We start from the raw sequence: 24,287 nt of genomic DNA on the forward strand, positions 1-24,287 counted from the left end.
CGCCAGGTATGTGCTCCTCTAGGCAAATTTCCAGCTTACCGGTAAAGCGTGCCGCAAAGTGGGGGCAAGAGATTTTCTTAGGAACAGGCCGACTTTTGCCGATGCACCCCTCGATCGGGGTGCCGGACCGTGTGATTATGGACCATGACCTACGACGATGTCGACGCCACCCACAATCCCGTGCACACTCTCACGGAAGAGGAATGCTGGAATGCCCTGCTTTCGGCGAGTCTGGGCCGCCTCGCGGTCGCCGTCGGCGGCGTTGCCGACATCTTTCCGGTGAATTTCGTCGCGGCCGATCGTCGGCTGCTGTTTCGCACGGCAGCCGGCACCAAACTCGTGGAACTGACCGTGAACCACACGGTGGCCTTCGAAACGGATGGCGTGGGTCGCGACGAAGCGTGGAGCGTCGTCGTGCACGGAACGGCACGGGCGCTCGACTCCCAGCACGAGATTGACGCGGCCGCCGCCCTGCCGCTTCGGCCCCTGATTCCCACGGTCAAGCCGACCTTCGTCGAAATCATGCCAACAACGATCACCGGGCGACGGTTCACCCTCGGCCCGGAACCCACAACGGCGCTGATGTAGAGCCGGTGACCGGGCGCGCTACCGTTGAGGTGCGCCCGTTGTCATCCAACCAGGGCAAACGGGAGTGCTGTGCCCGCCATGCTCAACCTGACCGTGCACGTGAAGCCGGGCAGCCGCAAAGGCCCCCTCGTGGTCGACGATGCCGAAAGCACTCCGGAACACGCCTCCGTCACCGTCTTTCTGCAGCAGCGCGCGGTAGAGGGCGCGGCCAATGACGCCCTGGTCGCTCTGCTGGCCAAGCATTTCAAGGTGGCCAAGCGTGATGTGAGCATCATTCGCGGTCATACCTCCAAGATCAAGCATTTGCGCATCGACCGGTCGTAGTCGTAGCGCCCACCCGGCAGACGAAACGGGATGCGACTGCAGCAGCCGCATCCCGTTTCGTTTAGTTTCGAGTGGCGCTTTAGCTGACGCCGAGCAGGTCAATCACGAAGATCAGGGTCTGGCCGGAGAGACGGTGGCCGGAGCCAGCCGGGCCGTAGGCGAGATGCGGGGGCACAACGAGCTTGCGACGCCCGCCAACCTTCATGCCGGGGATGCCTTCCTGCCAGCCCGCGATGAGCGAGCGCAACGGAAAGTTGATCGACTGGCCTCGGTTCCAGGACGAATCAAACTCGTCGCCGGACTCAAACTCAACACCGAGGTAATGCACGTCGACGGTCGCGCCGGCAGCCGCCTCGGCGCCGTCTCCGACGACGATATCGGTGACCTCAAGTTGCTCGGGCGCAGCGCCCTCTGGAAAGTCGATTTCGGGCTTGGAATTCATATCAGTCATGCCCCCATCCAACCGGATTTTGTGCCCGATTGCACACCGGCGAGATCCAAAAAAAATAATGCTTGCGTCCACGGCGCCGCGGGTGCACTCTAGTCGTACACCAACTCGTCGCATCGGGAGAGTCGTCGGCATTGCCACACCACCGAAGCGGCGAGTTTCTGTTGGTGCGGACTATTCGTTTTCAGCGCGGAGGCTGCTGCCCCAGCACCTCGGCCCGGTGGTTTATGAGCAAACCGAGCAGGAGTGCCTCGCGGGCGCGTAACGCGGGGGTTCCCTGGCCGCGAACGAGGCGGTCGCGAACAAAGGCGAGGCGGGTCGCATCCGCTATGAAATGGCGCATGGCGAGCTGGCGCGAGCGAGGTTGACGCGCGCTCCAGGCCAGAGCCTGACGTCGGCCGGCCCCGGTGCCGAGCATGGAAACCTCGTCCGCGGTGAACCAGCCGGCCTGCGAATATTCGTGCAGCCGTCGCAGGGTGATGCGCGCCTCCTGGCGGCGGAAAAATACCACGATGAGAATAGCGACGATGAACAGCGGCACCTGCACGACGACGTAGTAGATCAGAACGGATGCGTCACCGGCCAGCACAAAGGTGGCACCGTTCCAGAGCGCGTGCAGGCCGATTGCGGGCAGGAGGCCGAGCAGAAAGAATCCGAACGCCCCACTCTTCGAGGCGCCGCGCCGGGCGGCCAGGCCCAAGGCCAGTCCGGTGCAGATGGTGAAGGTGACGTGCGCGAACGGCGAAAAGACTCCGCGCAGCAAGAACGTGACCCCCAGGTTCCGCGCGCCGCCGTCGGCCATGGCCAGGCCAAAGTACTGAATATTCTCGGAGAAGGCAAAGCCAGCGGCGATGGTGGCGGCATACACGACGCCGTCGAGCGGACCGTCAAAATGCCGACGCACCGCCCAGAACAAGACCAGAACGCCGAACCCCTTGGCGATTTCCTCGACCAGGGGCGCCTGAATAACAGCGGATGCGAAATCGCTCCCGGCGAGTGCCCCCGAGCTCGCCGCAATCGTGATCTGCACCCCGAGGTCGAAGACGAGCGCGCTGGCGATGGAGATGCCAGCGCCCCAGAGTAAGGCGAAGATGAGGGCCGGGCGCGGCTCCGGGTTCCAGCGGTCAATCCAGCGCACCGCCAGCAGCACGACCGCGAGCGGCAGCAACGCCAGGAGAAGTCCGAGCAGCAGCGCCCCGGTGCCGAGGAATGTGGTCAGATACAAAATGACGGCCAGCAGGGCCAGCCCGGCGAGCACGATTCCGACAACGCCGAGCACGATCGCGCCGGCACGCGAGGGTCGCACCGCCCGGTTCCAGACCGGTTGAACCGGGGCCGGGCTCGCCTGCACGGGAAGGTGTTCGGGGGACGGCTGGCCAGGCGGCTGGTCGAGACTCATTATTTGAGAATACCGGGACGACCCCGCCGGCGCTCAGGCGTCGAACATGGTGCCGGCGTTGAGTATACCCAGCGGATCGAACACCGCCTTGAGCTGACGCTGCAGGTTTAGGCTGCGGTCGCCGATCTCATCGCGCAACCACCGGCGCTTGAGTACGCCGACACCGTGTTCGCCGGTGAGGGTGCCGCCCAACGCGAGCGCTGCCCGGAACATTTCGTCGGCCGCCGCCCAGATCTCTTCGGGCACCGGCGCATCCGCTGCCGCACCGGGTTGCCGCTCGATCACGAAGTTGGGGTGCAGGTTTCCGTCGCCGGCGTGGGCGACCGTTGGGATGGGAATCCCCGTGCGGGTACTGATATCGGCGATCGCGGCGAACATGTCGGCCATGCGCGAGCGCGGCACCGACACGTCTTCAATGAGAACCTGGCCCAGCTGCTCGAGGGCCGGGTGCATGGCGCGGCGGATGGCCAGCAGGCGTTCGCCGGAAGCGGCATCCGTTGAGAGGGTGGCCTCGCCGCCGGCTGCGCGCAACACGATGAGGGCGTGCTCGGCTTCAGCGAGCGCAGCCGGTCCGTCGGTCTGCACGAGTAGAAATGCGCCGCGCCCCAGCGGCAACCCGGCCGACCCGGCCGGGCCCAGGTAGGTCGCGACGTGGGCGAGGGCGACCGGGTCGATCAGTTCCATCACGGCGGGACGGATGCGAGCGGCCGTGACGGCAGCGCTCGCTGCGGCCGCCGCGGTGACGGTCTCAAAGACCGCGCCAATCGTGGCGACCGTGCCAGCGGTCAGCGCGCGCACCCGCACCGTTGCCTCGACGATGACGCCGAGGGTTCCCTCCGAGCCGGTCAGAAGTGCGGTGAGGTCATAGCCGGTGACGCCCTTAATGGTGCGGTGGCCGGTGCGCAGCAGGCTGCCGTCGGCGAGCACGACCACGAGGCCGAGCACGGCCTCCCGGGTGACGCCGTACTTGGCGCAGAGCAGCCCGCCGGCGTTCGTGGCAATGTTGCCGCCGACCGTGGAAATGGCCTTGCTCGCCGGATCGGGCGTGAACCAGAGCTGCTTTTCGGCCAGCACGTCATTGAGGTGCTGGTTGATCACACCCGCTTCAACGACGGCGAGTTCGTCGTCGGCATTGATTTCGAGGATGCGGTTCAGGCCGGCCACGCTCAGCACGATCGAGCCGTCAGTGCCGCAGGCTCCCCCGGACAGGCCGGTGCCGGCCCCGCGGGTCACCACCGGCACCCGAAACTCGGTTGCGATGCGCAGCACCGCCTGCACCTGGCCCACCTCGGTCGCGCGCACGATGGCCAGCGGTGTGCCGTCGGCGACCCAGCCGGATTTGTCGGTGCGGCTGGCCGCAAGGTCAAGCGGGTCGATGCTGACGATGTCGCCAAGCTCGGTCTGGAGGCGCGTCAGTGCGTTCATCCGTTCAGCCTAGTGAGCGGCACGATGTCTGATTTTCGCTACCGGTGCTCGTGCTGGCGTGGCGGGCTGAGGGGGTGAACCGCTCAGCTGCCGCCGACCCGCCGATGGCCGACCGGGTCTTCGCCGAGCGCTGCGGGTGCTCGGCAGCCCGGACAATCTGCTGACCAGCGACCTGGCCCTGCGGCAGGGTGCCGGCCGGCTCGGCCTGCCAATCGAACCGCGCGCGCTCGCGGCCCGCGGCGCGGATTGGGCGCCGTGGCGCAGCTACGCGGGAATGCATCTCTGGCGGGCGGCCGGGGCAATACCTCCCATATCCCCCGTTTCCTCCAAGCGGATCGAATGAGGGTTGGCGCACCCCACAGGGCGGGCCGACGCCCGGGCCGCTAGCCTAGAAGAGTGAAATTTGCGCATCTCAGAGTTGACGGCCATTCCGTTCCCCGATTGGCCGTGGTCTTTGACGACGCGGCTCTGTTCCTCGACGACGTCATGGACGACGCGCCGCGCGACCTGCAAGACCTGCTGGAACGCGGCGATGCCGGCTACGAACACGTGCGGGCGATCAGCCTGGACGCTGTTTCAGGCGGGGCGGTACTAACCCAGGTCGACGAGCTGCGGCACTCCTCCGCCGTGCTGCGCCCGCCGCAGATTATCGCCATCGGCGCCAACTACGCCGCGCACTCCTCCGAGCTCAGCCTGCGCCTCGAAACCGCCGCGACCGTGTTTTCGCTCTGGCCCAACTCGCTCACCGGACACGGCTCGACCATCACCTGGCCGCGCGACCTGACCAAACAGGTCGACTACGAGGCGGAACTCGGCGTGATCATCGGCCGTCCGGCCCGCAACGTGACGGTCGCCAACGCCCTCGACTACGTCTTCGGTTACACCGTCGTGAACGACATCACCGCGCGCGACCTGCAATTCTCCGAAGCGCAGTGGTCGCGCTGCAAGTCATTCGACGGCTTCACCCCGACCGGCCCGCTCGTCGTCACCGCCGACGAGATCGGTGACCCGCAGGACCTGTGGCTGACCACCCACGTCGACGGGCGCATCCTGCAGGATGCCTCGAGCGGCGACATGGTGCGCACCGTCGCCGAGATCATTTCCTACCTGTCGAAGACGTCGACCCTGCTGCCGGGCACGCTCATCTCCACCGGGAGCCCGGGCGGCGCCGGGTACAGCCGCAAGCCTCCCATCTTTCTGCGCGACGGCTCGACGGTGACCATTTCGATCGACAAAATCGGCATGCTCACGACGCACTGCCGCGAGATTTAGCCGAGCGGCGGCATCCGCTCGAGAAAGCGGATGCCGCCGCTCGGTAAACCGACCGGTCAGGGGCGTGGCGCGTCACGACCGTCGCTGGCGAGGAGGTCGTCTTCGACGGTGCCGCCGTAGCCTTCCTGCTGCGGGTCGCGGTGCAACCCGCCGGACACCGCGTATTCCTCTTCCGGTGAGAGCACGAGGCGCTTGCGCCCCCACAGTGCAAAGGCCGCGAGCATGACGACGTAGACCACGGCGATGGCCACGATCGCCGGCCGAGCCGGTTCATTGATGAAGAACCCGAAGAAGATGGCCAGTGAGAGGATGCCGGCGATGACCGCTCCGGGGACACCCCACGGACTGCGGTACGGTCGGCTCGCATTGGGGAACTTCTTGCGCAACAGAACGAACGACACCATCTGCAGCACGTAGGCGATCACGGCGCCCCAGACGGCGATGTTCAGCACGATGGCCCCCGCGACGCCGCCGGAGCCGCCCAGCGCGTCGACCAGCACGAGTGCCACGAAGCCGATGATCGCACCGACCAGCAGGGCGATGGCCGGGGTTTGGCGTTTTCCGGTGAGCGAGAGGAACTTCGGATAGTAGCCCGCTCGGGAGAGCGAATACATATTGCGTCCGTAGGCGAACATGATCCCCTGCAGCGAGGCCAGCAACCCGATCAGCGCGAACAGTGCCAGCACGGCCGCCACGCCGTCACCGACGATCGCCCGGAACCCGTCGAGCAACGGCTCGCCCGAACCGGCAATTTCCGACGCACCAACCACTCCCGTGTTCAGGAACAGCACGAGCAACCCGGTCACGATCAGGGTCGAGCGAGCGATGAATCCGGCCCGGGGAATATCCCGCACCGGATTGTGCGATTCTTCGGCGGCCAACGGCAGTTCCTCGATGCCGAGGAAGAACCACATGGCATAGGGCAGGGCGAACAGGATGGGGATGATGCCGTGCGGCAGGAACGCGCTCTGGCCGGCATCCGGCACGATATTGAACAGGTTGTCCCAGCTGAACAGGCCGGAGAGGGCTGCCATGGCCGAGAACACCAGCAGGATGGCGATCGAAATGATCGCGACCACGATGGCGAATTTGAACGAGATCGCAGCTCCGGCAGCGTTCAGTGCGATGAACGCGGCGTAGAGCAGCATCCACCAGAGCCAGGGCGGCAGTGAGACGCCGAGCAGTTCCGTGGTGATGAAGTCGGCGTAGGAGGCCGAGAAGTAGACGATGACGGCGGTGGTCGCGACGTACTCGATTGTTTCCGCGAGTCCCGTGACGAATCCGCCCCAGGGCCCCATCGCCGCTCTGGCGAAGGAGTAGGCACCGCCGGTGTGCGGCATGGCTGCCGCCATCTCGCCGATGCTGAAAATCATGCCGTAATACATGACGATGAGAAGCAGGAAGGCGATGAGCATCCCGCCAAAACCGGCAAATCCGATGCCGAAGTTCCAGCCGGAGAAGTCGCCGGAGATAACGGCGGCCACCGCCAATCCCCACAGGCCCCAAATGCCAGCAGTGCGTTTGAGCTTGCGTTTCTCGAAGTATCCGACCTTCGCGGTGGTGTATTTAACGCCCGAAACTTTCAAGGTGTCTTTGGACATCAGTATTCCTTTGCGCTCGTTGCGCACCCGGTCGGTAAACAAACGCAAAACACCTTCGGCCGGTGAGCACTAGTTCAGTGAGATTGGCACGATGGTATGGCCTGGAATGGTGCGGTGTATATACCTTTGAGTAAATGAAATCTGCTCAGTGTAGGCAAATTGGCCTTCCCTGTACGGCTGGGTCTGTGGTCTAATGGTTGAAAATCGCACGATTGCCGGCTTTGACCGACTCGTTTCGTTTGACCGGCTCCGAGGAGAAGCTCAATGACCACCCGTACCGGAAACCTGACCCTGGACGAGCTGGCCGCGCGGGTTGCGCTCGGCGAGATCGATACGGTGATCGTCGCGTTCACCGACATGCAGGGGCGGCTGGTGGGCAAGCGTCTCTCAGCACGGCTGTTCCTGGAGGATGCCGCGGCGCACGGTGCTGAGTGCTGCAACTATCTGCTCGCCGTCGACGTGGAGATGAACACGGTCGAGGGTTACGCCATGTCGAGCTGGGGCCGCGGCTACGGCGATATGGCGATGCGGCCCGACCTTGACACCCTCCGTCTGGCTCCGTGGCTGCCCGGAACCGCCCTGGTCACCGCCGACCTGTACTGGCCGGACAACACCCCCGTGGTCGCCTCGCCGCGGCAGATTCTGCGCCGGCAGCTCGACCGACTGGCCGCACACGGCCTCTTCCCCTTTTGCGCGACCGAGCTGGAATTCATCGTGTTCGACGATGGCTACCGCGATGCCTGGCAGAAGGGCTATCGAGGCCTGACCCCGGCCAGCGATTACAACATCGACTACTCGCTGCAGGCATCCGCTCGAATGGAGCCGTTACTGCGGGAGATCCGTCTGGCCATGGACGGCGCCGGAATGTATTGCGAGGGCGTCAAGGGTGAGTGCAACCTCGGTCAGCAGGAGATCGGGTTTCGCTACGCCACGGCGTTGGCCACCTGCGACAACCACTCCATTTATAAGAGCGGTGCCAAAGAGATCGCCGACGCACAGGGCAAGAGCATCACCTTCATGGCCAAGTACAACGAGCGCGAGGGCAACAGCTGCCATATCCATATCAGTCTGCAGCGCCCCGGCGGGGAATCAGCGTTCTATCAAGCTGATGCTGAGAACGGCATGTCGCCCGTGTTCCGACAGTTTGTGGCCGGACAGCTCGCGGTGATGCGCGAACTCACCCTCTTTTCTGCCCCCAATATCAACTCCTATAAGCGCTACGTGCCCGGTAGTTTCGCCCCGACCGCGCTCGGCTGGGGCTTCGACAACCGCACCTGTGCCCTGCGCGTGGTCGGGCATGGCCCAGGTATCCGGGTGGAGAACCGGGTGCCCGGCGGCGACGTCAACCAGTATCTCGCCGTCGCCGCCCTGATCGCGGCCGGTCTCTACGGCATCGAGCACGAGCTCGAACTGGAGCCGGCCTTCGAAGGTAACGCCTACACCAGCGACCTGCCACGGGTTCCCTCGACCCTGCGCGAAGCGGCCGACCTGTTCACCGGGTCGGCTATCGCCCGGGAGGCCTTCGGCGACGAGGTCGTCGAGCACTACGCCAACAACGCCCGCATCGAGGTGACGGCCTTCGACGCCGCCGTGACCGATTGGGAGCGGGTGCGCGGCTTTGAACGCCTCTGAAACTCCCGGACCGATCATTGGTCTGACCACCTATCTGGAACAGGCCCAGACCGGGGTGTGGGACGTGCCGGCCGCGATCCTGCCGCGGGTGTACTTCGATGCGGTCACGCGGGCCGGCGGGATCGCCGTACTGCTGCCGCCGCAGCCGGTGAATGCCGCCGTCGCCCGGCGGGTGCTCGATGGGCTCGACGGCCTGATCATCACCGGCGGCAAAGACGTCGACCCGGCCCGGTACGGGCAGGCGCCGCACGCACAGACCGACGAACCCCGGCCCGACCGCGACACCTGGGAAGATCTGCTGCTGCACGAGGCCATCGCCCGAAAACTTCCGTTTCTGGGCATCTGTCGCGGCGCCCAAATGCTCAACGTCGCCCTCGGCGGCAGCCTGCACCAGCATCTGCCCGATCTGGTCGGCGACACCAGCTACCAGGCGGGCGGCGGCGTGTTCAACGTCGTCGACGTCGTGATCGAACCGCACACGACCCTCAGCACACTGCTCGATGGCCAGACCCTGCTGCCGGCGGTGCCGGTGTATCACCACCAGTCCATCGACCGGGTCGCCGAGGGCCTCACGGTGACGGCGAAAACGGATGCCGGCATCGTGCAGGCGATCGAACTGCCGACGGTTCCGTTCGGGGTGGCCGTGCAGTGGCATCCGGAGCAGTCGCCCGATGACCTGCGCCTGTTCAGCGGGCTCATTGCAGCCGCCACCGAATACCGGGCGGCCCACATTGAAGGAGCAACCCCGTGAGCAGTTACACCATCGTCAATCCGGCCGACGAGTCGACCGCCGAGACCATCGAGCACGTCGGTGTGGACGAAACCGACGAGGCCGTCGCCCGGGCGGTCACGGCCCAGAAGCTGTGGGCGGCCGTGGCTCCGGCCGACAAGGCCCGAATGCTGCGCCGATTCGCCGCCGCTGTCGACGGCGACCGAGAGAACCTGGCCGGCCTCGAGGTGCGCAACTCGGGGCATCCGATCACGCAGGCCCGTTGGGAGGCCGGGCACGTGCGCGACGTGCTCGAGTATTATTCGGCGGCACCCGAGCGCCTGTTCGGTCAGCAGATTCCGGTCTCCGGCGGCGTCAACCTCACCTTTCACGAGCCGCTCGGCGTGGTGGGAGTGATCACGCCGTGGAACTTTCCGATGACGATCGGTGCCTGGGGTTTCGCGCCGGCCCTCGCGGCCGGCAACGCCGTGCTGCTGAAACCGGCCGAGTGGACCCCGCTCTCCAGCCTGCGGCTCGGTGAACTGGCCCTCGAAGCCGGACTGCCCGATGGGCTGTTCCAGGTGCTGCCCGGGCGCGGTTCCGTCGTCGGAAACCGCTTCGTCACCCACCCCGACGTACGCAAAATCGTCTTCACCGGATCGACCGCAGTCGGCAAGCAGATCATGGCCGGCTGCGCGGAGCAGGTGAAACGCGTCACCCTGGAACTCGGCGGCAAGAGCGCCAATATCGTCTTCGCCGACGCCGACCTTGAACGGGCCGCCGCGAGCGCGCCATCCGGCGTGTTCGAGAACGCCGGCCAGGATTGCTGCGCCCGCAGCCGCATCCTGGTGCAGGCGAGCCAGTTCGACCGCTTCCTGGAACTGCTCGAACCGGCCGTTGACGCGGTCGCGGTCGGCGACCCGACCGACCCGGCCACCGAAATGGGACCGCTCGTATCCCGCCAGCATCACGCCGCGGTGTCCGCCTATCTGCCAGTGGATGCTCCGGTGGCGTTTCGCGGCCACGCCCCGACCGGCCCCGGATTCTGGGTCGCACCAACCGTGCTCACCCCGGCAAGCCGCACCGATCGCTGTGTCACCGACGAGATCTTCGGCCCGGTCGTGGTGGTGCTGCCCTTCGATGACGAAGCCGACGCGGTGCGACTGGCCAACGACACCCAGTACGGGCTGTCCGGCTCGATCTGGACCCGCGATGTCGGCCGGGCCCTTCGCGTGGCGCGCGGTGTCGAATCCGGCAATCTGTCGGTCAACTCGCACTCCTCGGTGCGCTACTCGACCCCGTTTGGCGGGTTCAAGCAGTCGGGGCTCGGACGTGAGCTGGGGCCGGATGCCCCGCTGAACTTCACCGATACCAAGAACGTTTTCATCGCGGTCGACTAGCGCAGCACCCGCGCGAAGCATCCGCTTGTCTGAGATTGAAGGAGAAAATCGTGAGCAGCATCGCTCGAATAGACCTGACCCAGCGTCTGGCCGGCAAGGTCGCCGTCATCACCGGCGGAGCCAGCGGTATCGGGCTGGCCACGGCGAAACGGTTTGCCGCCGAGGGGGCGACGGTCGTGATCGGCGACCTCGACGAAACCGCCGGGCAGGCGGCCGCTGCGCTGGTCGGCGGGCTGTTCGTGAAGGTCAACGTCACCGATCAGGAGGAGGTGAACCACCTGTTCGACACCGCCTTCGACACCTACGGCTCGGTCGATGTGGCGTTCAACAACGCCGGTATTTCCCCGCCCAACGACGATTCCATTGAAACAACCGAGCTGCCGGCCTGGCAGAACGTGCAGGACGTCAACCTCAAATCGGTGTATCTGTGCTGCCGGGCGGCGCTTCGCCACATGGTCAGGCAGGGCAGCGGATCGATCATCAACACGGCGAGTTTCGTCGCGGTGCTGGGTTCGGCGACGAGCCAGATCTCCTACACCGCCTCGAAGGGCGGGGTGCTGGCGATGAGCCGTGAACTCGGCGTGCAGTTCGCCCGCCAGGGCATTCGGGTGAACGCGCTCTGCCCCGGCCCGGTGAACACTCCGCTGTTGCAGGAGTTGTTCGCGAAAGACCCGGCACGTGCCGCAAGGCGGCTCGTGCATATTCCGGTCGGCCGGTTCGCCGAGCCCGAGGAACTCGCGGCAGCGGTGGCCTTTCTGGCAAGCGATGATTCTTCGTTCATGACCGGCTCGACCTTTCTGGTCGACGGCGGTATCAGCTCGGCCTACGTCACCCCAGAATAATGGCCGACCCGCCCGCCGTCAGTGGCCTCGACAGTGGTCTGCTGCTGCGCCCGGTGCCGGGCGGCAACGCCTTCGAGGAGACCGTGCAGCGGCTGCTGCAGACGGTGCGACTGGGGTTGGTCGCGCCCGGGGAACGGTTGCCGGCCGAACGGGATTTGGCCGCGCAGTTGAACGTCAGCCGGGACACGCTGCGCGACGCGATCGCCTCCCTCGCCGAGGCTGGCTATCTGGTGTCCCGGCGTGGACGCTACGGCGGCACCTTCGTCACCGCGGTGATTCCCGCTTCGCCCGGCCCCGACGGTGCCGCGCCGGCGCCCGGTTCCGCCGAAATCGACGATGTGCTGACGCTGCGCGACATTCTCGAGGTCGGCGCCGCCCGGGCCGCCGCCAGCCGGGTGCTGCCAGCGGCGGAGCGCGAGCTGCTCTGGGCCAGCCTCGGTGCGGTGCGGGAGGCCAGCGCCGAGGACTACCGAAGGCTCGATGCTCGCCTGCACCTTTATATCGGGGAGTTGGCCGGTTCGCCGTCGCTCGTGCCGCTGCTGGCCGACGTACGGATGCGGGTCAACGATCTGCTCGACGCCATCCCGTTGCTGAGCCCGAATATCGCCCACTCCGACGCGCAGCACGAACAGATTGTGCTGGCGATCCTGTCCGGTCGGGCAGGTGCCGCCGCCCAGGCAATGCGTGAGCATTTAGCCGGGACAACGCTGCTGCTGCGCGGCTTTCTCGAGTAGCCGCGCTGCGGCATCCGCTTGTCGGATAACTCAGCCGATGAGCAGCTCGACCGGGCCGCGCACGAAGTAGAGCACGAAGCCGACGGCGACGACCCAGAGCAGCGGGCTAATCTCACGCGCCTTGCCGGACAGGCTGCGCACGAGCACCCAGCTGATGAAGCCGGCGCCGATGCCGTTGGCGATCGAGTAGGTCAGCGGCATCACGATGATGGTGAGGAAGATCGGCAGGGTGCTGGAGAATTCGGTGAAGTCGAGGTGCCGAATCTGCGACACCATGAGCGCTCCGACGATGACGAGGGCGGCTGCGGCCACCTCGAGTGGCACGATCTGGGTCAGCGGCGTGAAGAACATGGCGGCCAGAAAGAGGATGCCGGTGATCACGTTGGCGACGCCGGTGCGGGCTCCCTCGCCGATGCCGGCACCGGACTCGATGAAGACGGTGTTCGAGGAGGCGCTCGACGCACCGCCGGCGACGGCCCCGATACCCTCGACGATCAGGGCGGATTTCAGCCGCGGAAACTTGCCGTCCTTGTCGGCGAGGCCGGCTTCACTGGCCAGGCCGGTCATGGTGCCCATGGCGTCGAAGAAGTTCGTGAAGACCAGGGTGAAGACCAACATCACGGCGGCGAGCATGCCGATGCGTTCGAACGCGCCGAAGGAGACCTCGCCGATCAGGCCGAGGTCGGGCACGGCGACGACGCTCGTCGGCAGCACCGGGGCGTTGAGGTTCCAGCCGGCCGGGTTCGTACCGAACGAAGGCCCGACCTTGAAGATGGCTTCCAGGATGACGGCGACGATGGTGGTCGCGACGATGCCGATCAGCAGGGCGGCCTTGACCTTCCGGGCCAGCAGCACGCCCATGATGATCAGTCCGATCACGAACACCGCGGTCGGCAGGGTGGCGATCGAGCCGGCATCGCCGAGCTGCACCGGCGGCGAGTTGGCGCCGCTGGCGCGCACGAAACCGGAGTCGACCAGTCCGATGAACGCGATAAACAGGCCGATACCGACCGTGATGGCGATTTTCAGAGGGCGCGGGATGGCGTTGAAGATGAGTTCACGCAGGCCGGTGGAGGCGAGCAGCACGATAATGAGGCCGTTGATGACGACGAGGCCCATCGCTTCGGCCCAGGTGACCTGGCCGACGACGCTCACGGCGAGGAAGGAGTTGATGCCGAGGCCGGCAGCGAAGCCGTAGGGCAGGCGGGCAATGACGCCGAACAGGATGGTCATGACGCCGGCGGTCAGCGCGGTGACGGCGGCGACCTGCTCGTTGGGCAGCCAGCCACCCTCGACGTCGACGGCGGCCTGGTCGGCGCTAAACCCGCCGAGAATCAGTGGGTTCAGAATGACGATGTAGGCCATGGTGACGAAGGTGACGACTCCCCCGCGGAATTCGCGGGACCAGGTGGAGCCGCGGCTGGTGATCTCAAAATAGGAGTCGACGCGGGCCTTGAGGCTACGCGATGCCGGCTGCGGCGAGGCAGCTTGAGTGGGTGATTCAGTGCTGCTAATGGTGTGCTCCCGGTGCCGTGGCTCTAACGCAAGGTTCCAGTCTAAGACCGGGCCGCCGCTGGCTTAGACGTGCGGCACAAACCGACCCCAGGCCAAACGTCGTTCCCGATGCGGGTCGGATTCGATCGTGTCGTCCCGATCGATAATGAGCGTCTCTCTGGCACCCTCTTCATACCGCGGCCACTCGGACGATGGCACCCCGTCGAGCACGAAGCCGAGCCACCAGCCCTGCATTCTGGTTCCAATGTCCTGAAAGGCGCGGCGCCCACCGAGGGCCGTCATGCCGCGGCCGAACCAGCCATCGAGGCGGTCGAACAACGGAAACAGTTCGAGGCCGTGCGTGGCGTCGAGGCCCATCAGCCGCAGCAGGCGTGGAGCAGCATCGAAGCGGTAGAAGTACACCGGCGCATACCGGGAATGCCGCTCGGCGACCTTCACGCTCGGATACCAGAAGGAGTAGTCACCCCCAAAATCGAGCGCGGCCCGCAACGCCGGAATGCCCGGATACTGTGCCTTGAGCGCCTTCTTCGCCTTCTTCTTGGTTTTCTTGAAGATCGTGCGGATGCGCGCCGGCGTGGTGGCGAGAATGTCAATGCGACCGCTGAACAGCGAACCCTCCCGCGCATTGGTGCCGATGATCAACGGGATGCGCGCGGCCCGGCCGTCGCGAAAGGCATCGAGCGGCCGCTCCGGCAGAAAATCGCCGTCGATGACCGGGCAGAGCGGAATCGTGCCCGGATCCTGGTCCGGCGTACGCACGGTCAGCGCGGTGGTCGCGGCGGCGAGCACGTCCGGGTCAACGGTGAGCAGCAGGCTGGCCGCTTGTTCGTCGCTGTAATCTGCGGGGCCGTGCGCCAGGCTGTCCACGAATTCGCCGGCCCAGCGCGCAGTGAGCTCACTCGGATAGACCGCGTTCGGCGGAGCGCTCTGCGCGATGGCCCGGTGGAACAAGCCGGCCGCGCTCGGCACCGTCATCAACGTGGTGACGGCATTGCCGCCGGCCGACTCGCCGAACAGGGTGACGGCATCCGGGTCCCCGCCGAACGCGCGGATGTTGTCCCGCACCCACCGCAGGGCTGCGACCTGGTCGCGCAGCCCCAAATTGCTCTCAAACGGATGCTCCGGCGTGGCAAACCGGGAAAAGTCCAGATACCCGAGGGCGCCCAGTCGGTAGTTGAGGCTGACGTAGACGATACCGCCGCGGCGCACCAGTCCCTCTCCCTGGCGCGGAACCTCGCGGCTGGATCCGACGCTGTAGGCCCCGCCGTGGATGAACACCATGACCGGTCGGAGTTGCGCGCCGGCGCGCAACCGCTCATCGGGGGCGATCACATTGAGATTGAGGCAGTCTTCGCCCTGCGGAATGCGCGGGTGGGCGCCGCGAAACTGGCCCTTGTGGCTTTGCGGGGCGATCAGGCCCCACTGGCTCGCGTCGCGCACGCCGGTCCAGGCCGAGGCTGACCGCGGGGCGCGAAAGCGCAGATCGCCCACCGGAGCCGCCGCGTAGGGAATGCCGCGCCAGGCGAGCACGCCGCGTTCACGCACGCCGCGGAGCAGTCCGGTGGCCACTCGTACCTCGAGACCCTGATTGGTGGTCTGATCAGCGAGCTGGCTCATGGGCTCGAGTCTATTGCTGCGCAGGCTACGCTCAAACCTGATCACGGAACAGAAGAAACGAGAACGACATGGCACTGCCCTGGACCCTGCACGGTGACGGAAAAACGGTTGGCGCACAGGAGGTCGTCGGCCCGGGCGAACGACTGAGCTGGCCGTTGACCATAGGAATCGGCTCGCAGCACGTCGTCGCCATGTTCGGCGCAACCTTTCTGGTGCCGCTGCTCACCGACTTTCCGCCCAGCACGACTTTGCTGTTCTCCGGTCTTGGAACCCTGCTGTTTCTGCTGATCACCGGCAATAAACTGCCGAGTTATCTCGGCTCATCGTTCGCGTTCATCGCGCCGATCACCGCGGCAACGGCCTCGGCCGGCATGGGCAGCGCCCTGTTCGGAATTTTGGTCGTCGGAGCGCTGCTCGCGCTCGTCGGGGTGATCGTGCAGCTCACCGGCACCGGCTGGATCGACCGGCTGATGCCGCCGATCGTGTCGGGCGCCATCGTCGCCCTGATCGGGTTCAACCTGGCCCCGGTCGCCAAAGCCAACTTCGACAAGGCACCGCTCACCGCGCTGATCACCCTCGTCGCGGTCATTTTGTGCACGGTGCTGTTTCGCGGCATCGTAGGTCGGCTGTCGATCTTTCTCGGCGTGCTCGTCGGCTACGTCGCGGCCGTCTTCTTCGGCGAGGTCGACTTCAGCCGGGTCGCCGAGGCAGCCTGGATCGGCCTGCCGCCGTTCACCGCCCCGGCCAACCCGTTCGAGAACCCGGCCGCCGTGTTCGGGGTGCTTCCCGCCTTCCTGCCGGTCGTGCTCGTACTCATCGCCGAGAACGTCGGCCACATCAAGGGTGTGGCCCAAATGACGGATGCGAAGGTGAACCGGCTCACCGGGCGCGCCCTGCTCGCCGACGGGCTGGCCACCATGCTCGCCGGCTTCGGCGGCGGCAGCGGAACCACGACCTACGGCGAGAACATCGGCGTGATGGCGGCGACGCGTATTTATTCCACGGCGGCCTATTGGGTCGCCGGAATCGTCGCGATCCTGCTCGGCCTCTCCCCCAAGGTCGGTGCGATCATCTTCACGATTCCCGACGGGGTGCTCGGCGGCGTCACCACCGCGCTGTACGGGCTGATCGGCGTCATCGGCGTGAAGATCTGGCTCGACAACAAGGTCGACTTCTCCAAGCCGGTCAACCAGTTCACGGCGGCGACAGCGCTCATTATCGGCATCGCCGACTTCACGCTGAACGCCGGCACCCTCAGCTTCAACGGCATCGCGCTCGGCACGGTCGCGGCCATCGTGATCTACCACCTGATGACCTGGCTAGCGCGGGTGCGCGGAACCGCCTAGCTCGCACGTGCAGGGTTAGACGTGCAGGACGGGCACGATCAGGTAGACGCCGTAGAGCACGGCGGCCGCGCACAGGGTGAAGCAGACGTAGCCGGCGTAGAGGGCCAACCGCTTCTGGGCATCCGACAGCGGGTTCGCCGCGGCAGCCTTGCGCGCTCGCTTGACCTGCTTCGCGGCCTTTTTGGGGCTCAGCACGGTAATCGCGCCGGTGAACTCGTACGGCTCGACCAGGGGGATGCGGCCGGCCGTGGTGAGCAGGCGCAGACCGAGCGAGTAGAGGCTCACCACCAGTGCCGCCGAGACGAGCGACGCAGTGGAGACGATGAGGAAAGCCGCCCAGTCGATCACAGCGATACCCTCCTGCGGTCGGAACGAGTGGGGCGACGCGGCGTTTTCCTGATCCTGACTACCCGGCCGGCATCATCGATGTCGTTGAGCAGAGTGTGGTGAGTGACCCGATTGCGCCGAGACCAGCGGAACAGGGCCATGATCACGATGGTGCCAATCACCATGTCCAGCACAATGCCGATCGGGCCGAGCAAGGCCAGCCCGGCCGCGAAAGCACCCATGATGGCCGAGGCCGGCAACGTCATAGCCCAGCCGAGCGCGATGCGTCCGGCCATGCCCCAGCGAATCGTCGAGCCACGGCGGCCGAGCCCGGAGCCGATCACCGAACCGGAGGCGACCTGGGTGGTGGAGAGTGCGAAGCCGAGGTGGCTCGAGGCCAGGATGGTCGCGGCGGTGCTGGTTTCGGCGGCAAAGCCCTGCGCTGGCTTGATCTCGGTCAATCCGGTACCCATGGTGCGGATGATGCGCCAGCCGCCGGTGTAGGTGCCGATCGCGATCGCCAGCGCGCAGGCGGCGATCACCCAGAACGTTGGCCCGCTGCCAACGGCCTGAAATCCACCGGCGATCAGGGTCAGGGTAATCACGCCCATCGTCTTCTGCGCATCGTTGGTGCCGTGGGCCAGGGCTACGAGGGAGGAGGAGAAGATTTGCGCGTAGCGAAAGCCGCCGCGCCCGTCGGGCTGACCGACGTCCCGGCGAGTGATCGTATAGGCGAGGCGGGTGGCGACGAGGGCGATGACGCCGGCGATCACGGGCGCGATCAGGGCGGGCAGAATGACCTTCGCGGCGACAACGTTGTAGTCGATGGCCTGGGTGCCGACACCGATGATGGTGGCGCCGATGAGACCGCCGAACAGGGCATGGCTGGAGCTCGACGGCAGCCCCATTAGCCAGGTGACCAGGTTCCAGACAATTGCGCCGATCAGACCGGCGAAGATCAGCTCGGGGGTGATCAGCACCCCGCCGTCGCCCTCCTTGATGATGCCGCCCGAGATTGTGCGGGCGACCTCGGTCGACAGGAATGCCCCGACCAGGTTGAGAATCGCAGCGACACCGACGGCGACCTTGGGTTTCATGGCGCCGGTCGCGATCGGGGTTGCCATGGCGTTCGCCGTGTCGTGAAAGCCGTTGGTGAAGTCGAAGATGAGGGCCAGGGCGATGACCAGCACGATAATGAGGCTGAAATCAGGCACGGAACACCACGCTCTCCAGGTCGGCGCCGAAGGTGAAGGTGGCGCGCACGGACACACCATTAAGAACACCGGGCAGCCAATGGCGGGCGTCGTCCCACATCTCATCGACCGGCAGGGTCGCCACATCGAACCAGAGGGGGTTCAGCTCGTTGGATTCCCGCGGTGTTCCCGACCACTGGTCGCAGACGAAGACGGTCGACTCCTGGCTCCACTCCTCGCGGTGGGGAAACAGGTAGGTGAGCAGCCCCAGTTCGGTAAGAGCGGATGCCGCCACCACGAGAGACGACTCCTCCTCGATTTCGCGCACCGCAGCATCCACTGCGGTTTCGCCGCTTTCGAGTTTGCCACCCAGCCCGACGATGTTTCCCATGCCGAGGCCTTTCTTCTTGCGCCCCAGCAGGACCTGTCGGTTGCCTTCGGGAGATAGTCGAGTGAGGTAGCACACGCATACCTGGGGCAAAGTCATTGCCTCATCTTAATGCTTGTTGAACAGAAGGCGCGTGGAGCTGGTTGGGAGGCAGCTCGGATAAGCTCCGAACATGGACTTTTTACCAGCTACCGGAACCATCACCATGTTCACGACCGACTGGTGTGGTTACTGCAAACGATTGAAGAAGCAGCTCGACAGCGTTGGAATCGGCTACACCGAGGTGAATATCGAACGGGTTGACGGCACGTCGGAGCTCGTTATGAGCCTCAATAACGGCAACCAAACCGTGCCGACGATTTTGTACCCCGACGGCTCAGCGGCGACGAATCCGTCGCTGGCACAGGTTCAGGCCAAACTCGCCTGATCTGACCTGACCGCCCTGCGCGAGCCCGCGCGGCTAACCGAACAGTACGGCGGCCTCGTCGTAGCGGGCCGGTGAGACGCGCTTGAGACCGATGGTGGCGGCGGCGATGCTCACGACGACGATCTCGGTGCCGCGCAGTGACACCATCGAGCCCCACTGCGAATTGTGGATCGCGTCGACGGCGGCCATGCCGAGTCGGGTGGCGAGCACGCGGTCGTATGCCGAGGGGGCGCCGCCGCGCTGGGTGTGACCGAGCACGGTCGCTCGGCTCTCGATGCCGGTGCGTTCTTCGATCAGCGGCGCGATGACCTCACTGATTCCGCCGAGGCGGGGACGGCTGAAGGCGTCCAGCCCCTTGGTGGAGTGCGCCTCCTCCATACCGGAGAGCAGGAAGCCCTCGGAGACCACGATGACGGGGGCCCGGCCGCGGTCGCGCACGTGCTCGACCCAGTTGCAAATCTGTTCGATCGACTTCGGCTGTTCCGGGATGAGGATGGCGTGGGCGCCGCCGGCCATGCCGGAGTGCAGGGCGATCCACCCGACGTGGCGTCCCATCACCTCGACCACCATGCAGCGGCCGTGGGATTCGGCGGTGGTGCGCAGCCGGTCGATGGCTTCGGTGGCGATTTCGACGGCCGTGTTGAAGCCGAAGGAATAGTCGGTGGCTTCGAGGTCGTTGTCGATGGTCTTGGGCACGCCGACGATATTGAGGCCGGCCTCGGTCAGGCGATGCGCGGCGGTGAGCGTGCCCTCTCCACCGATGGCGATCACGGCGTCGATGCCGTTCTCATCGAGCGTGCGCTGGATGTTCTCCGGTCCGCCGTTCTCCCCCTCGAACGGGTTCGTGCGGGAACTACCCAAAATGGTGCCGCCCTGGCGAGAGAGCCCGCGAACGCTGTGCCGGTCGAGCGGCATGAATTCGCTCTGCACCAGGCCGCGCCACCCGTTGCGAATTCCGACGAACTCGAAATCGTGCGTGCGCACGCCCTTGAGCACAGCGCCGCGAATGACCGCGTTGAGTCCGGGGCAGTCGCCGCCGCTGGTAAGGATGCCGATCTTCATTGCTGGCCGATCTTGGTAGCTGGGCGAATCCGGTCGATTGATCATGACGCAACGCGCGCCACCAATCAATGTCAGAACAAGCGCATCAACGATGCACGCTTGACAATCATGCTGCCTGACCGGGCACGGCTCAAATCGCATCCGGCCCGGTCGGTCGCGCAGGGCCTTATAGTTTTCCGTCGAGGGCCTGGGTGAGCAAGTAGATCAGAGCACTCTCCTGCACCGAATCGGCCGCCGCGTACTCTTCCTGCGAACCATCCAGTGCTCGAGCCGCCAGGCCCTGCTTGCTTCCGATCAAGTCGGCAATGCGGGCGTCGATGGTGTGCGCGGCGATGATGCGCCAGGCGGTGACCGGCTCATCCTGCCCGATGCGGTGCACCCGGTCGATGGCCTGGGTCTGCTCGGCTGCGGTCCAGCTCAGCTCGGCCAGCACAACGTTCGACGCGGCCTGGAGGTTGACGCCGACGCCGGCCGCGGTGAGGGAACAGACCGCGATCGCAACGTCGGGGTCATTGTTGAAGGAGTCGATCGCTGCCTGCCGGGCAAGCGCGCTCTGGTCGCCGCGCAGCGACACCGTTTTCAGGTCACGCTTGGCGAAGATCTCCTCAGCGGTGTCCATGACATCGATGTGCTTGGCGAAGAACACGACCTTACCGACCGACCGGGCCAGCTGGGCCGCGTAGTCGGCTGCGAGACCGGCCTTGGCCTGACCGATTTTGCGCACCATCGTGAATACGTTTTCACCGGTGCTCTGGCCCTTGGAATCTTCGAGTTCGGCGTGCGCGACGGCGCGAATGTAGGCATCCCGCTGGTCCTCATCGGGAGCGGCCGGGCCGCCAGAGCCGGTGTGCCGGGCGGCGACGAGTGCGCGGTACCGGATGACCAGCCGGGCACCGAGTTCCCGTTCGGCCTGGCGGATGGAGCGGCCGAGGTCGTCGTCGAGCTCGACCGGGAGGTCGGCGATGCGCTTGGCCGGCAGGTCGGCGGCGACGTCGATCTTGCGGCGACGCACGATGCCCATGTCGATCACGGCGGCGCGAGCTTCCTTGTAAAAGCCCATGTCGGCGGGCGTGAGGCCCGTCTCTTCGAGGCGTTTCAGCAGTGCGGGGGCCGGCTTGTCGCCGTCGATCCAGCCGAGGAACTGCCAGATGGCCCGAAAGTCGTCGACGTCGTTGATCAGGGGCGTTCCGGTCAGGGCCATCAGCAGCGGGTTGCCACCCGGGGTACGGCGGCGAATCTGGTCGGCCAGCGAGAGTACGTGCTTGGAGCGCTGGGAGGCGAGGTTCTTGATGAAGTGGGCCTCGTCGACGACCATGCCCTTGAAACCGAGGGTGCCCAGCCAGGCCAGGTGCCGGTCGAGCACGTCGTAGTTGACGACGACCACGTCGGCGAAGGCGTCCAGGCTGTCACCATCGCCGTGGATGACGGTGGCACGCCGGTTCGGCGTCCACATTTCCACTTCACGGGCCCAGTTCATTTTGACGACGTTGGGCACGATGGCCAGCAGCGGGTAGGCGTTGGCAACGGATGCTGCCAGCAGGCTCTGCGCCGTCTTGCCGAGGCCCGGCTCATCGGCGAGCAGATAGCTGCGGTGGCCCAGACGAGCGCTCTCGATGAACCGGGCCTGGTGCCGCATGAGCTCCATACCGTTCGGCGACAGTCGGTCAAGCCTGGGGGCTTCCGGCATGTCCATGCTGGCGGCCTGGCCGCCCGAACCGTACTCGAACGATTTGAACAGGGGACCGAGCAGTTCCCAATTGGCCAGCCGCCGCGGGTGCACGATCGGCTGGGCTGCTGCACTGAAGTCGGGGGCGAGGAACGGGTTGGCCAGCTGCCGGGCCTTGACCGACTGCGGGACGACCTGGTTCTGCAGCACGACCGGTTTGGCTTCGGGTTCGCGGGTGATGATGAGTTCGTCCGGACTCAGTTCGGCACCGGATTCAAGCAGCCAGTCCCGGCGAAAACGCTGCGCGACGGTGGAGACGCCGGCATCGGGTTCGAGCAGGGTGATCAGGCTGGTATCGCGAGCCGCGGTCTTGGCCAGAATCTGCGCAATGCCGTCGAGGCGTTTGAGCAGCTCGGCCCGATTGGCGTCGGAGAGCTCCTTATCGCCCTTGACCCTGGCGCGTTCCTCGCGCATGAGCAGGGCGATGACCTGATACTTGGTGCGGTTGGTCGGCCCGAGCTTGGTACCGGACTGCGCCTTCGCCTCGACCTCGCGCACCTTGCGGGCGAGAATCGGGATGATCGGCGCGTCGTCGTCACGCGAACGCGGGTGGGCCCGATTGCGGGTGACACCGCCGCGGCCGAGGTTGTTCCGGCTGCCCGAGGCATCGGTGCGGGTATAAGCCATTGTTCTCCACTCAAAAGCAGCACGGTACGGGTACCGGCTGTATCCGTCCACGCGAGCCGGCCACGGCATCCAGGTGTTGCCGGAACGCTGCAGCCCGCCAATCGTTCTGATGAGTTCTCAGGAACAAACGATTCACGAAACACAGCACGGGTCGCGATCTTCACACAAAACTCGCGGTCAAGCGGATGCTGTCGCAGCGGTGGTTCCGTCGAATCACGCGCCTCTACAGGTACTGATTCAACGAGTACGGCCATCGCCAGCGAGCGCACAGTAGAGACCTGACCCGGTTCTCTCAACGCGCTAGTAGTCTACGCCCCCGTTCAATTCTTGCGAACCGGCACCTTGGTGCGCAGGCCGACGGCGATGAAAATGATCGCGGCGATGAACTGGGCCGAGACCCAGCCCTGACCGCTGAGGTCGAGAATCACGACAGGGTTCCACAGAATCGCCATCGGCACGAGGCCGATCAGCCAATACCAAGACCGCGCCTGCAGCACGAAGACGCAGATGACGAGCGCGAGGATGCTGACGGCGTAGCGGATGATGATGAAGCTCTCGCTGTCCAGCAGGGCTAGGCCGGCGAGCAGGACGATGGCCCCCAGCAGACCAGGTGCGAGGGCAGAGCGGGTGAAGGTCGGTTCGACTGGCGTGCCCATCAGACGCCCCCTCCGCCGCCGCCGCCGGAGAACCCGCCGCCACCGCCGCCCGAGGTCGACGAGCTGGTGGCACTGCCCGACCACGACGCGGCAGAGGACGCCGAGAAGCTGCTGATAGCACCGGCGAACAGCGCGGCCTGGAACATTCCCGTTCCCAGATACCAGTCGGGCTGGGTGCCGCTCTCCCCGTAATACCCGCCCAGTACCTTCGACCATTCCTTCTCCTGGCCGAACAGTATGGCCAGCGGCAGTGCGCGCTCGTAGAGTTTCACGATCTGAACGGAGGGAGCATCCGCTGTGGTGGTGGTTCTGGTCAGATCGGGACGACCGTTCTCCGGCCGGTAGACCGACCGCACGGCCCCCTCCGGACTCTGCAGAACACGAAGTCGATCGGCTTCGGCAAGACCTATATACAACTTGACGCCTTTCAAATAGTCACGCAGTTCAGCGCCGCTGTCGGTGAGCGGTCGCAGATTTCCGGCACAAACGAAGGTGACCACCGCGGTGGTGATGCCCAGCACGATGAACAGCAGCGGCCAGAAACCGCCCACGACGGTGATGACGGCCCCGAGACTCGCCACTCCGGCGGCCAGGGCGCTCACGCTGGCCAGCAGGAACAGCCAGACCCGCAGCCCATCGTTTTGTTTTTTCCTGACGCCCAGCCGCAGCGATTCGGCGCGGGTCGCCAGCCGTTCCTTCTGCAGGGCCTTACTGAGCGAAACGCTCTTCTTCTTCAGGTCGCGCTGGTCGCCGGGCCGCAAGCCGGGAAAAAGTTTGCCGAGAATGCGGCTTTCGGTCTCATCGACGCCGTCGGCGTGCACGAATTCCAGCAGAAAGTGATTCTTTTTGTCGTCGGCATCGAGAATGCGCACGTTACCGCGCACGGCGAAGCTGATGAATTGTGCGGCCATCGCCTTAGCGCCGGCACCGACGACCAGCCCGCCGAGGGTCAGGACACGTGCGGGGCGAACCGATCGGAGCATGAGTCCACTCTACCGAGCCGCACTGAGCCGCCCGCCGCGCGGGTCA

23 protein-coding genes are annotated in these 24,287 nt (G+C 65.7%); 10 read left to right on the forward strand and 13 right to left on the reverse strand.

The features are described 5' to 3' along the window. Nucleotides 1-144: 144 nt before the first annotated feature. A complete protein-coding gene (locus E3T43_RS12050; RefSeq protein ID WP_092449984.1) occupies nucleotides 145-588 on the forward strand; it encodes a pyridoxamine 5'-phosphate oxidase family protein in 444 nt (147 codons plus the stop codon). A 78-nt stretch (nucleotides 589-666) separates the two neighbouring features. Next, nucleotides 667-912, forward strand: coding sequence for a DUF167 domain-containing protein (locus tag E3T43_RS12055; RefSeq protein WP_092449986.1), 246 nt, complete (start codon nucleotides 667-669; stop codon nucleotides 910-912). A 79-nt stretch (nucleotides 913-991) separates the two neighbouring features. Here E3T43_RS12055 and E3T43_RS12060 read toward each other — a convergent pair whose 3' ends face one another. From E3T43_RS12060 to E3T43_RS12070, 3 genes are all read right to left on the reverse strand, one after another. Then, a complete protein-coding gene (locus E3T43_RS12060; RefSeq protein ID WP_198414357.1) occupies nucleotides 992-1,363 on the reverse strand; it encodes an FKBP-type peptidyl-prolyl cis-trans isomerase in 372 nt (123 codons plus the stop codon). 181 nt (nucleotides 1,364-1,544) lie between these two features. After that, nucleotides 1,545-2,759 carry a PrsW family intramembrane metalloprotease gene (locus tag E3T43_RS12065; RefSeq protein ID WP_134472595.1) on the reverse strand — a complete coding sequence of 405 codons (1,215 nt, stop codon included), beginning with the start codon at nucleotides 2,757-2,759 and terminating at the stop codon, nucleotides 1,545-1,547. 33 nt (nucleotides 2,760-2,792) lie between these two features. Next, nucleotides 2,793-4,184, reverse strand: coding sequence for an FAD-binding oxidoreductase (locus E3T43_RS12070; RefSeq protein WP_134472596.1), 1,392 nt, complete (start codon nucleotides 4,182-4,184; stop codon nucleotides 2,793-2,795). 396 nt (nucleotides 4,185-4,580) lie between these two features. Here E3T43_RS12070 and E3T43_RS12080 point away from each other — a divergent pair, with 396 nt between their 5' ends. After that, entirely contained in the window at nucleotides 4,581-5,456 is an 876-nt protein-coding gene (locus E3T43_RS12080; RefSeq protein WP_241978955.1) for a fumarylacetoacetate hydrolase family protein, read from the forward strand. Nucleotides 5,457-5,512: 56 nt separating this feature from the next. On the opposite strand, the gene E3T43_RS12085 is transcribed toward E3T43_RS12080, so the two are convergent. Then, nucleotides 5,513-7,057: an amino acid permease gene (locus E3T43_RS12085; RefSeq protein ID WP_134444381.1), complete on the reverse strand. Its 1,545-nt coding sequence runs from the start codon at nucleotides 7,055-7,057 to the stop codon at nucleotides 5,513-5,515. A 264-nt stretch (nucleotides 7,058-7,321) separates the two neighbouring features. Here E3T43_RS12085 and E3T43_RS12090 point away from each other — a divergent pair, with 264 nt between their 5' ends. The 5 genes from E3T43_RS12090 to E3T43_RS12110 all read left to right on the forward strand — a co-directional run bounded on the left by E3T43_RS12090 (nucleotide 7,322) and on the right by E3T43_RS12110 (nucleotide 12,374). Continuing rightward, the gene (locus E3T43_RS12090; protein WP_134472597.1) at nucleotides 7,322-8,689 is read left to right on the forward strand and encodes a glutamine synthetase family protein; all 1,368 of its coding nucleotides are present in this window, start codon (nucleotides 7,322-7,324) and stop codon (nucleotides 8,687-8,689) included. Continuing rightward, entirely contained in the window at nucleotides 8,676-9,440 is a 765-nt protein-coding gene (locus E3T43_RS12095) for a gamma-glutamyl-gamma-aminobutyrate hydrolase family protein (protein WP_134472598.1), read from the forward strand. Before E3T43_RS12090 ends, E3T43_RS12095 begins: the two co-directional genes overlap by 14 nt. Then, the gene (locus E3T43_RS12100; protein ID WP_134472599.1) at nucleotides 9,437-10,798 is read left to right on the forward strand and encodes an aldehyde dehydrogenase; all 1,362 of its coding nucleotides are present in this window, start codon (nucleotides 9,437-9,439) and stop codon (nucleotides 10,796-10,798) included. The genes E3T43_RS12095 and E3T43_RS12100 overlap by 4 nt, the downstream gene beginning before the upstream one ends. A gap of 74 nt (nucleotides 10,799-10,872) precedes the next feature. Beyond that, the gene (locus E3T43_RS12105) at nucleotides 10,873-11,640 is read left to right on the forward strand and encodes a 3-oxoacyl-ACP reductase (protein ID WP_304466174.1); all 768 of its coding nucleotides are present in this window, start codon (nucleotides 10,873-10,875) and stop codon (nucleotides 11,638-11,640) included. After that, nucleotides 11,640-12,374, forward strand: a complete 735-nt coding sequence (locus E3T43_RS12110) for a FadR/GntR family transcriptional regulator (protein ID WP_134472600.1) — start codon at nucleotides 11,640-11,642, stop codon at nucleotides 12,372-12,374. Before E3T43_RS12105 ends, E3T43_RS12110 begins: the two co-directional genes overlap by 1 nt. Nucleotides 12,375-12,404: 30 nt before the next feature. On the opposite strand, the gene E3T43_RS12115 is transcribed toward E3T43_RS12110, so the two are convergent. Both E3T43_RS12115 and E3T43_RS12120 read right to left on the reverse strand, forming a co-directional pair. Next, on the reverse strand, nucleotides 12,405-13,889 hold the full coding sequence (locus E3T43_RS12115) for an NCS2 family permease (protein ID WP_092450004.1): 1,485 nt from the start codon (nucleotides 13,887-13,889) through the stop codon (nucleotides 12,405-12,407). A gap of 63 nt (nucleotides 13,890-13,952) precedes the next feature. Further along, nucleotides 13,953-15,506 carry a carboxylesterase/lipase family protein gene (locus tag E3T43_RS12120; RefSeq protein ID WP_134472601.1) on the reverse strand — a complete coding sequence of 518 codons (1,554 nt, stop codon included), beginning with the start codon at nucleotides 15,504-15,506 and terminating at the stop codon, nucleotides 13,953-13,955. A 68-nt stretch (nucleotides 15,507-15,574) separates the two neighbouring features. On the opposite strand from E3T43_RS12120, the gene E3T43_RS12125 reads away from it, so the two are divergent. Beyond that, entirely contained in the window at nucleotides 15,575-16,852 is a 1,278-nt protein-coding gene (locus tag E3T43_RS12125; protein ID WP_134472602.1) for a uracil-xanthine permease family protein, read from the forward strand. Between the two features lie 15 nt (nucleotides 16,853-16,867). Here E3T43_RS12125 and E3T43_RS12130 read toward each other — a convergent pair whose 3' ends face one another. Genes E3T43_RS12130 through E3T43_RS12140 form a run of 3 tightly spaced genes read right to left on the reverse strand, consistent with a single transcriptional unit; the run spans nucleotide 16,868 to nucleotide 18,859 of the window. Next, complete coding sequence (locus tag E3T43_RS12130) at nucleotides 16,868-17,200, reverse strand: peptidase (RefSeq protein WP_092450010.1); 333 nt, start codon at nucleotides 17,198-17,200, stop codon at nucleotides 16,868-16,870. Further along, nucleotides 17,197-18,393: an inorganic phosphate transporter gene (locus E3T43_RS12135; RefSeq protein ID WP_241978956.1), complete on the reverse strand. Its 1,197-nt coding sequence runs from the start codon at nucleotides 18,391-18,393 to the stop codon at nucleotides 17,197-17,199. Before E3T43_RS12135 ends, E3T43_RS12130 begins: the two co-directional genes overlap by 4 nt. After that, on the reverse strand, nucleotides 18,386-18,859 hold the full coding sequence (locus E3T43_RS12140) for an 8-oxo-dGTP diphosphatase (protein ID WP_134444367.1): 474 nt from the start codon (nucleotides 18,857-18,859) through the stop codon (nucleotides 18,386-18,388). The genes E3T43_RS12135 and E3T43_RS12140 overlap by 8 nt, the downstream gene beginning before the upstream one ends. Before the next feature lie 73 nt (nucleotides 18,860-18,932). Between E3T43_RS12140 and E3T43_RS12145 the strand changes: the two genes are divergently transcribed. Then, nucleotides 18,933-19,187, forward strand: coding sequence for a mycoredoxin (locus E3T43_RS12145; protein WP_092450016.1), 255 nt, complete (start codon nucleotides 18,933-18,935; stop codon nucleotides 19,185-19,187). Between the two features lie 33 nt (nucleotides 19,188-19,220). On the opposite strand, the gene E3T43_RS12150 is transcribed toward E3T43_RS12145, so the two are convergent. From E3T43_RS12150 to E3T43_RS12165, 4 genes are all read right to left on the reverse strand, one after another. After that, nucleotides 19,221-20,249, reverse strand: coding sequence for a 6-phosphofructokinase (locus E3T43_RS12150; RefSeq protein WP_092450022.1), 1,029 nt, complete (start codon nucleotides 20,247-20,249; stop codon nucleotides 19,221-19,223). Nucleotides 20,250-20,415: 166 nt separating this feature from the next. Beyond that, nucleotides 20,416-22,602: a DEAD/DEAH box helicase gene (locus E3T43_RS12155; protein ID WP_134472603.1), complete on the reverse strand. Its 2,187-nt coding sequence runs from the start codon at nucleotides 22,600-22,602 to the stop codon at nucleotides 20,416-20,418. 320 nt (nucleotides 22,603-22,922) lie between these two features. Then, nucleotides 22,923-23,258 (reverse strand): DUF6804 family protein, encoded by a 336-nt coding sequence (locus tag E3T43_RS12160; protein ID WP_241978957.1) that lies wholly within the window; start codon nucleotides 23,256-23,258, stop codon nucleotides 22,923-22,925. Then, the gene (locus E3T43_RS12165; protein WP_134472604.1) at nucleotides 23,258-24,241 is read right to left on the reverse strand and encodes a DUF2207 domain-containing protein; all 984 of its coding nucleotides are present in this window, start codon (nucleotides 24,239-24,241) and stop codon (nucleotides 23,258-23,260) included. Before E3T43_RS12165 ends, E3T43_RS12160 begins: the two co-directional genes overlap by 1 nt. Nucleotides 24,242-24,287: the final 46 nt, after the last annotated feature.

This window comes from Cryobacterium sp. Hh7, from assembly GCF_004403155.1.
In the GTDB taxonomy this organism is placed as follows: domain Bacteria; phylum Actinomycetota; class Actinomycetes; order Actinomycetales; family Microbacteriaceae; genus Cryobacterium; species Cryobacterium levicorallinum.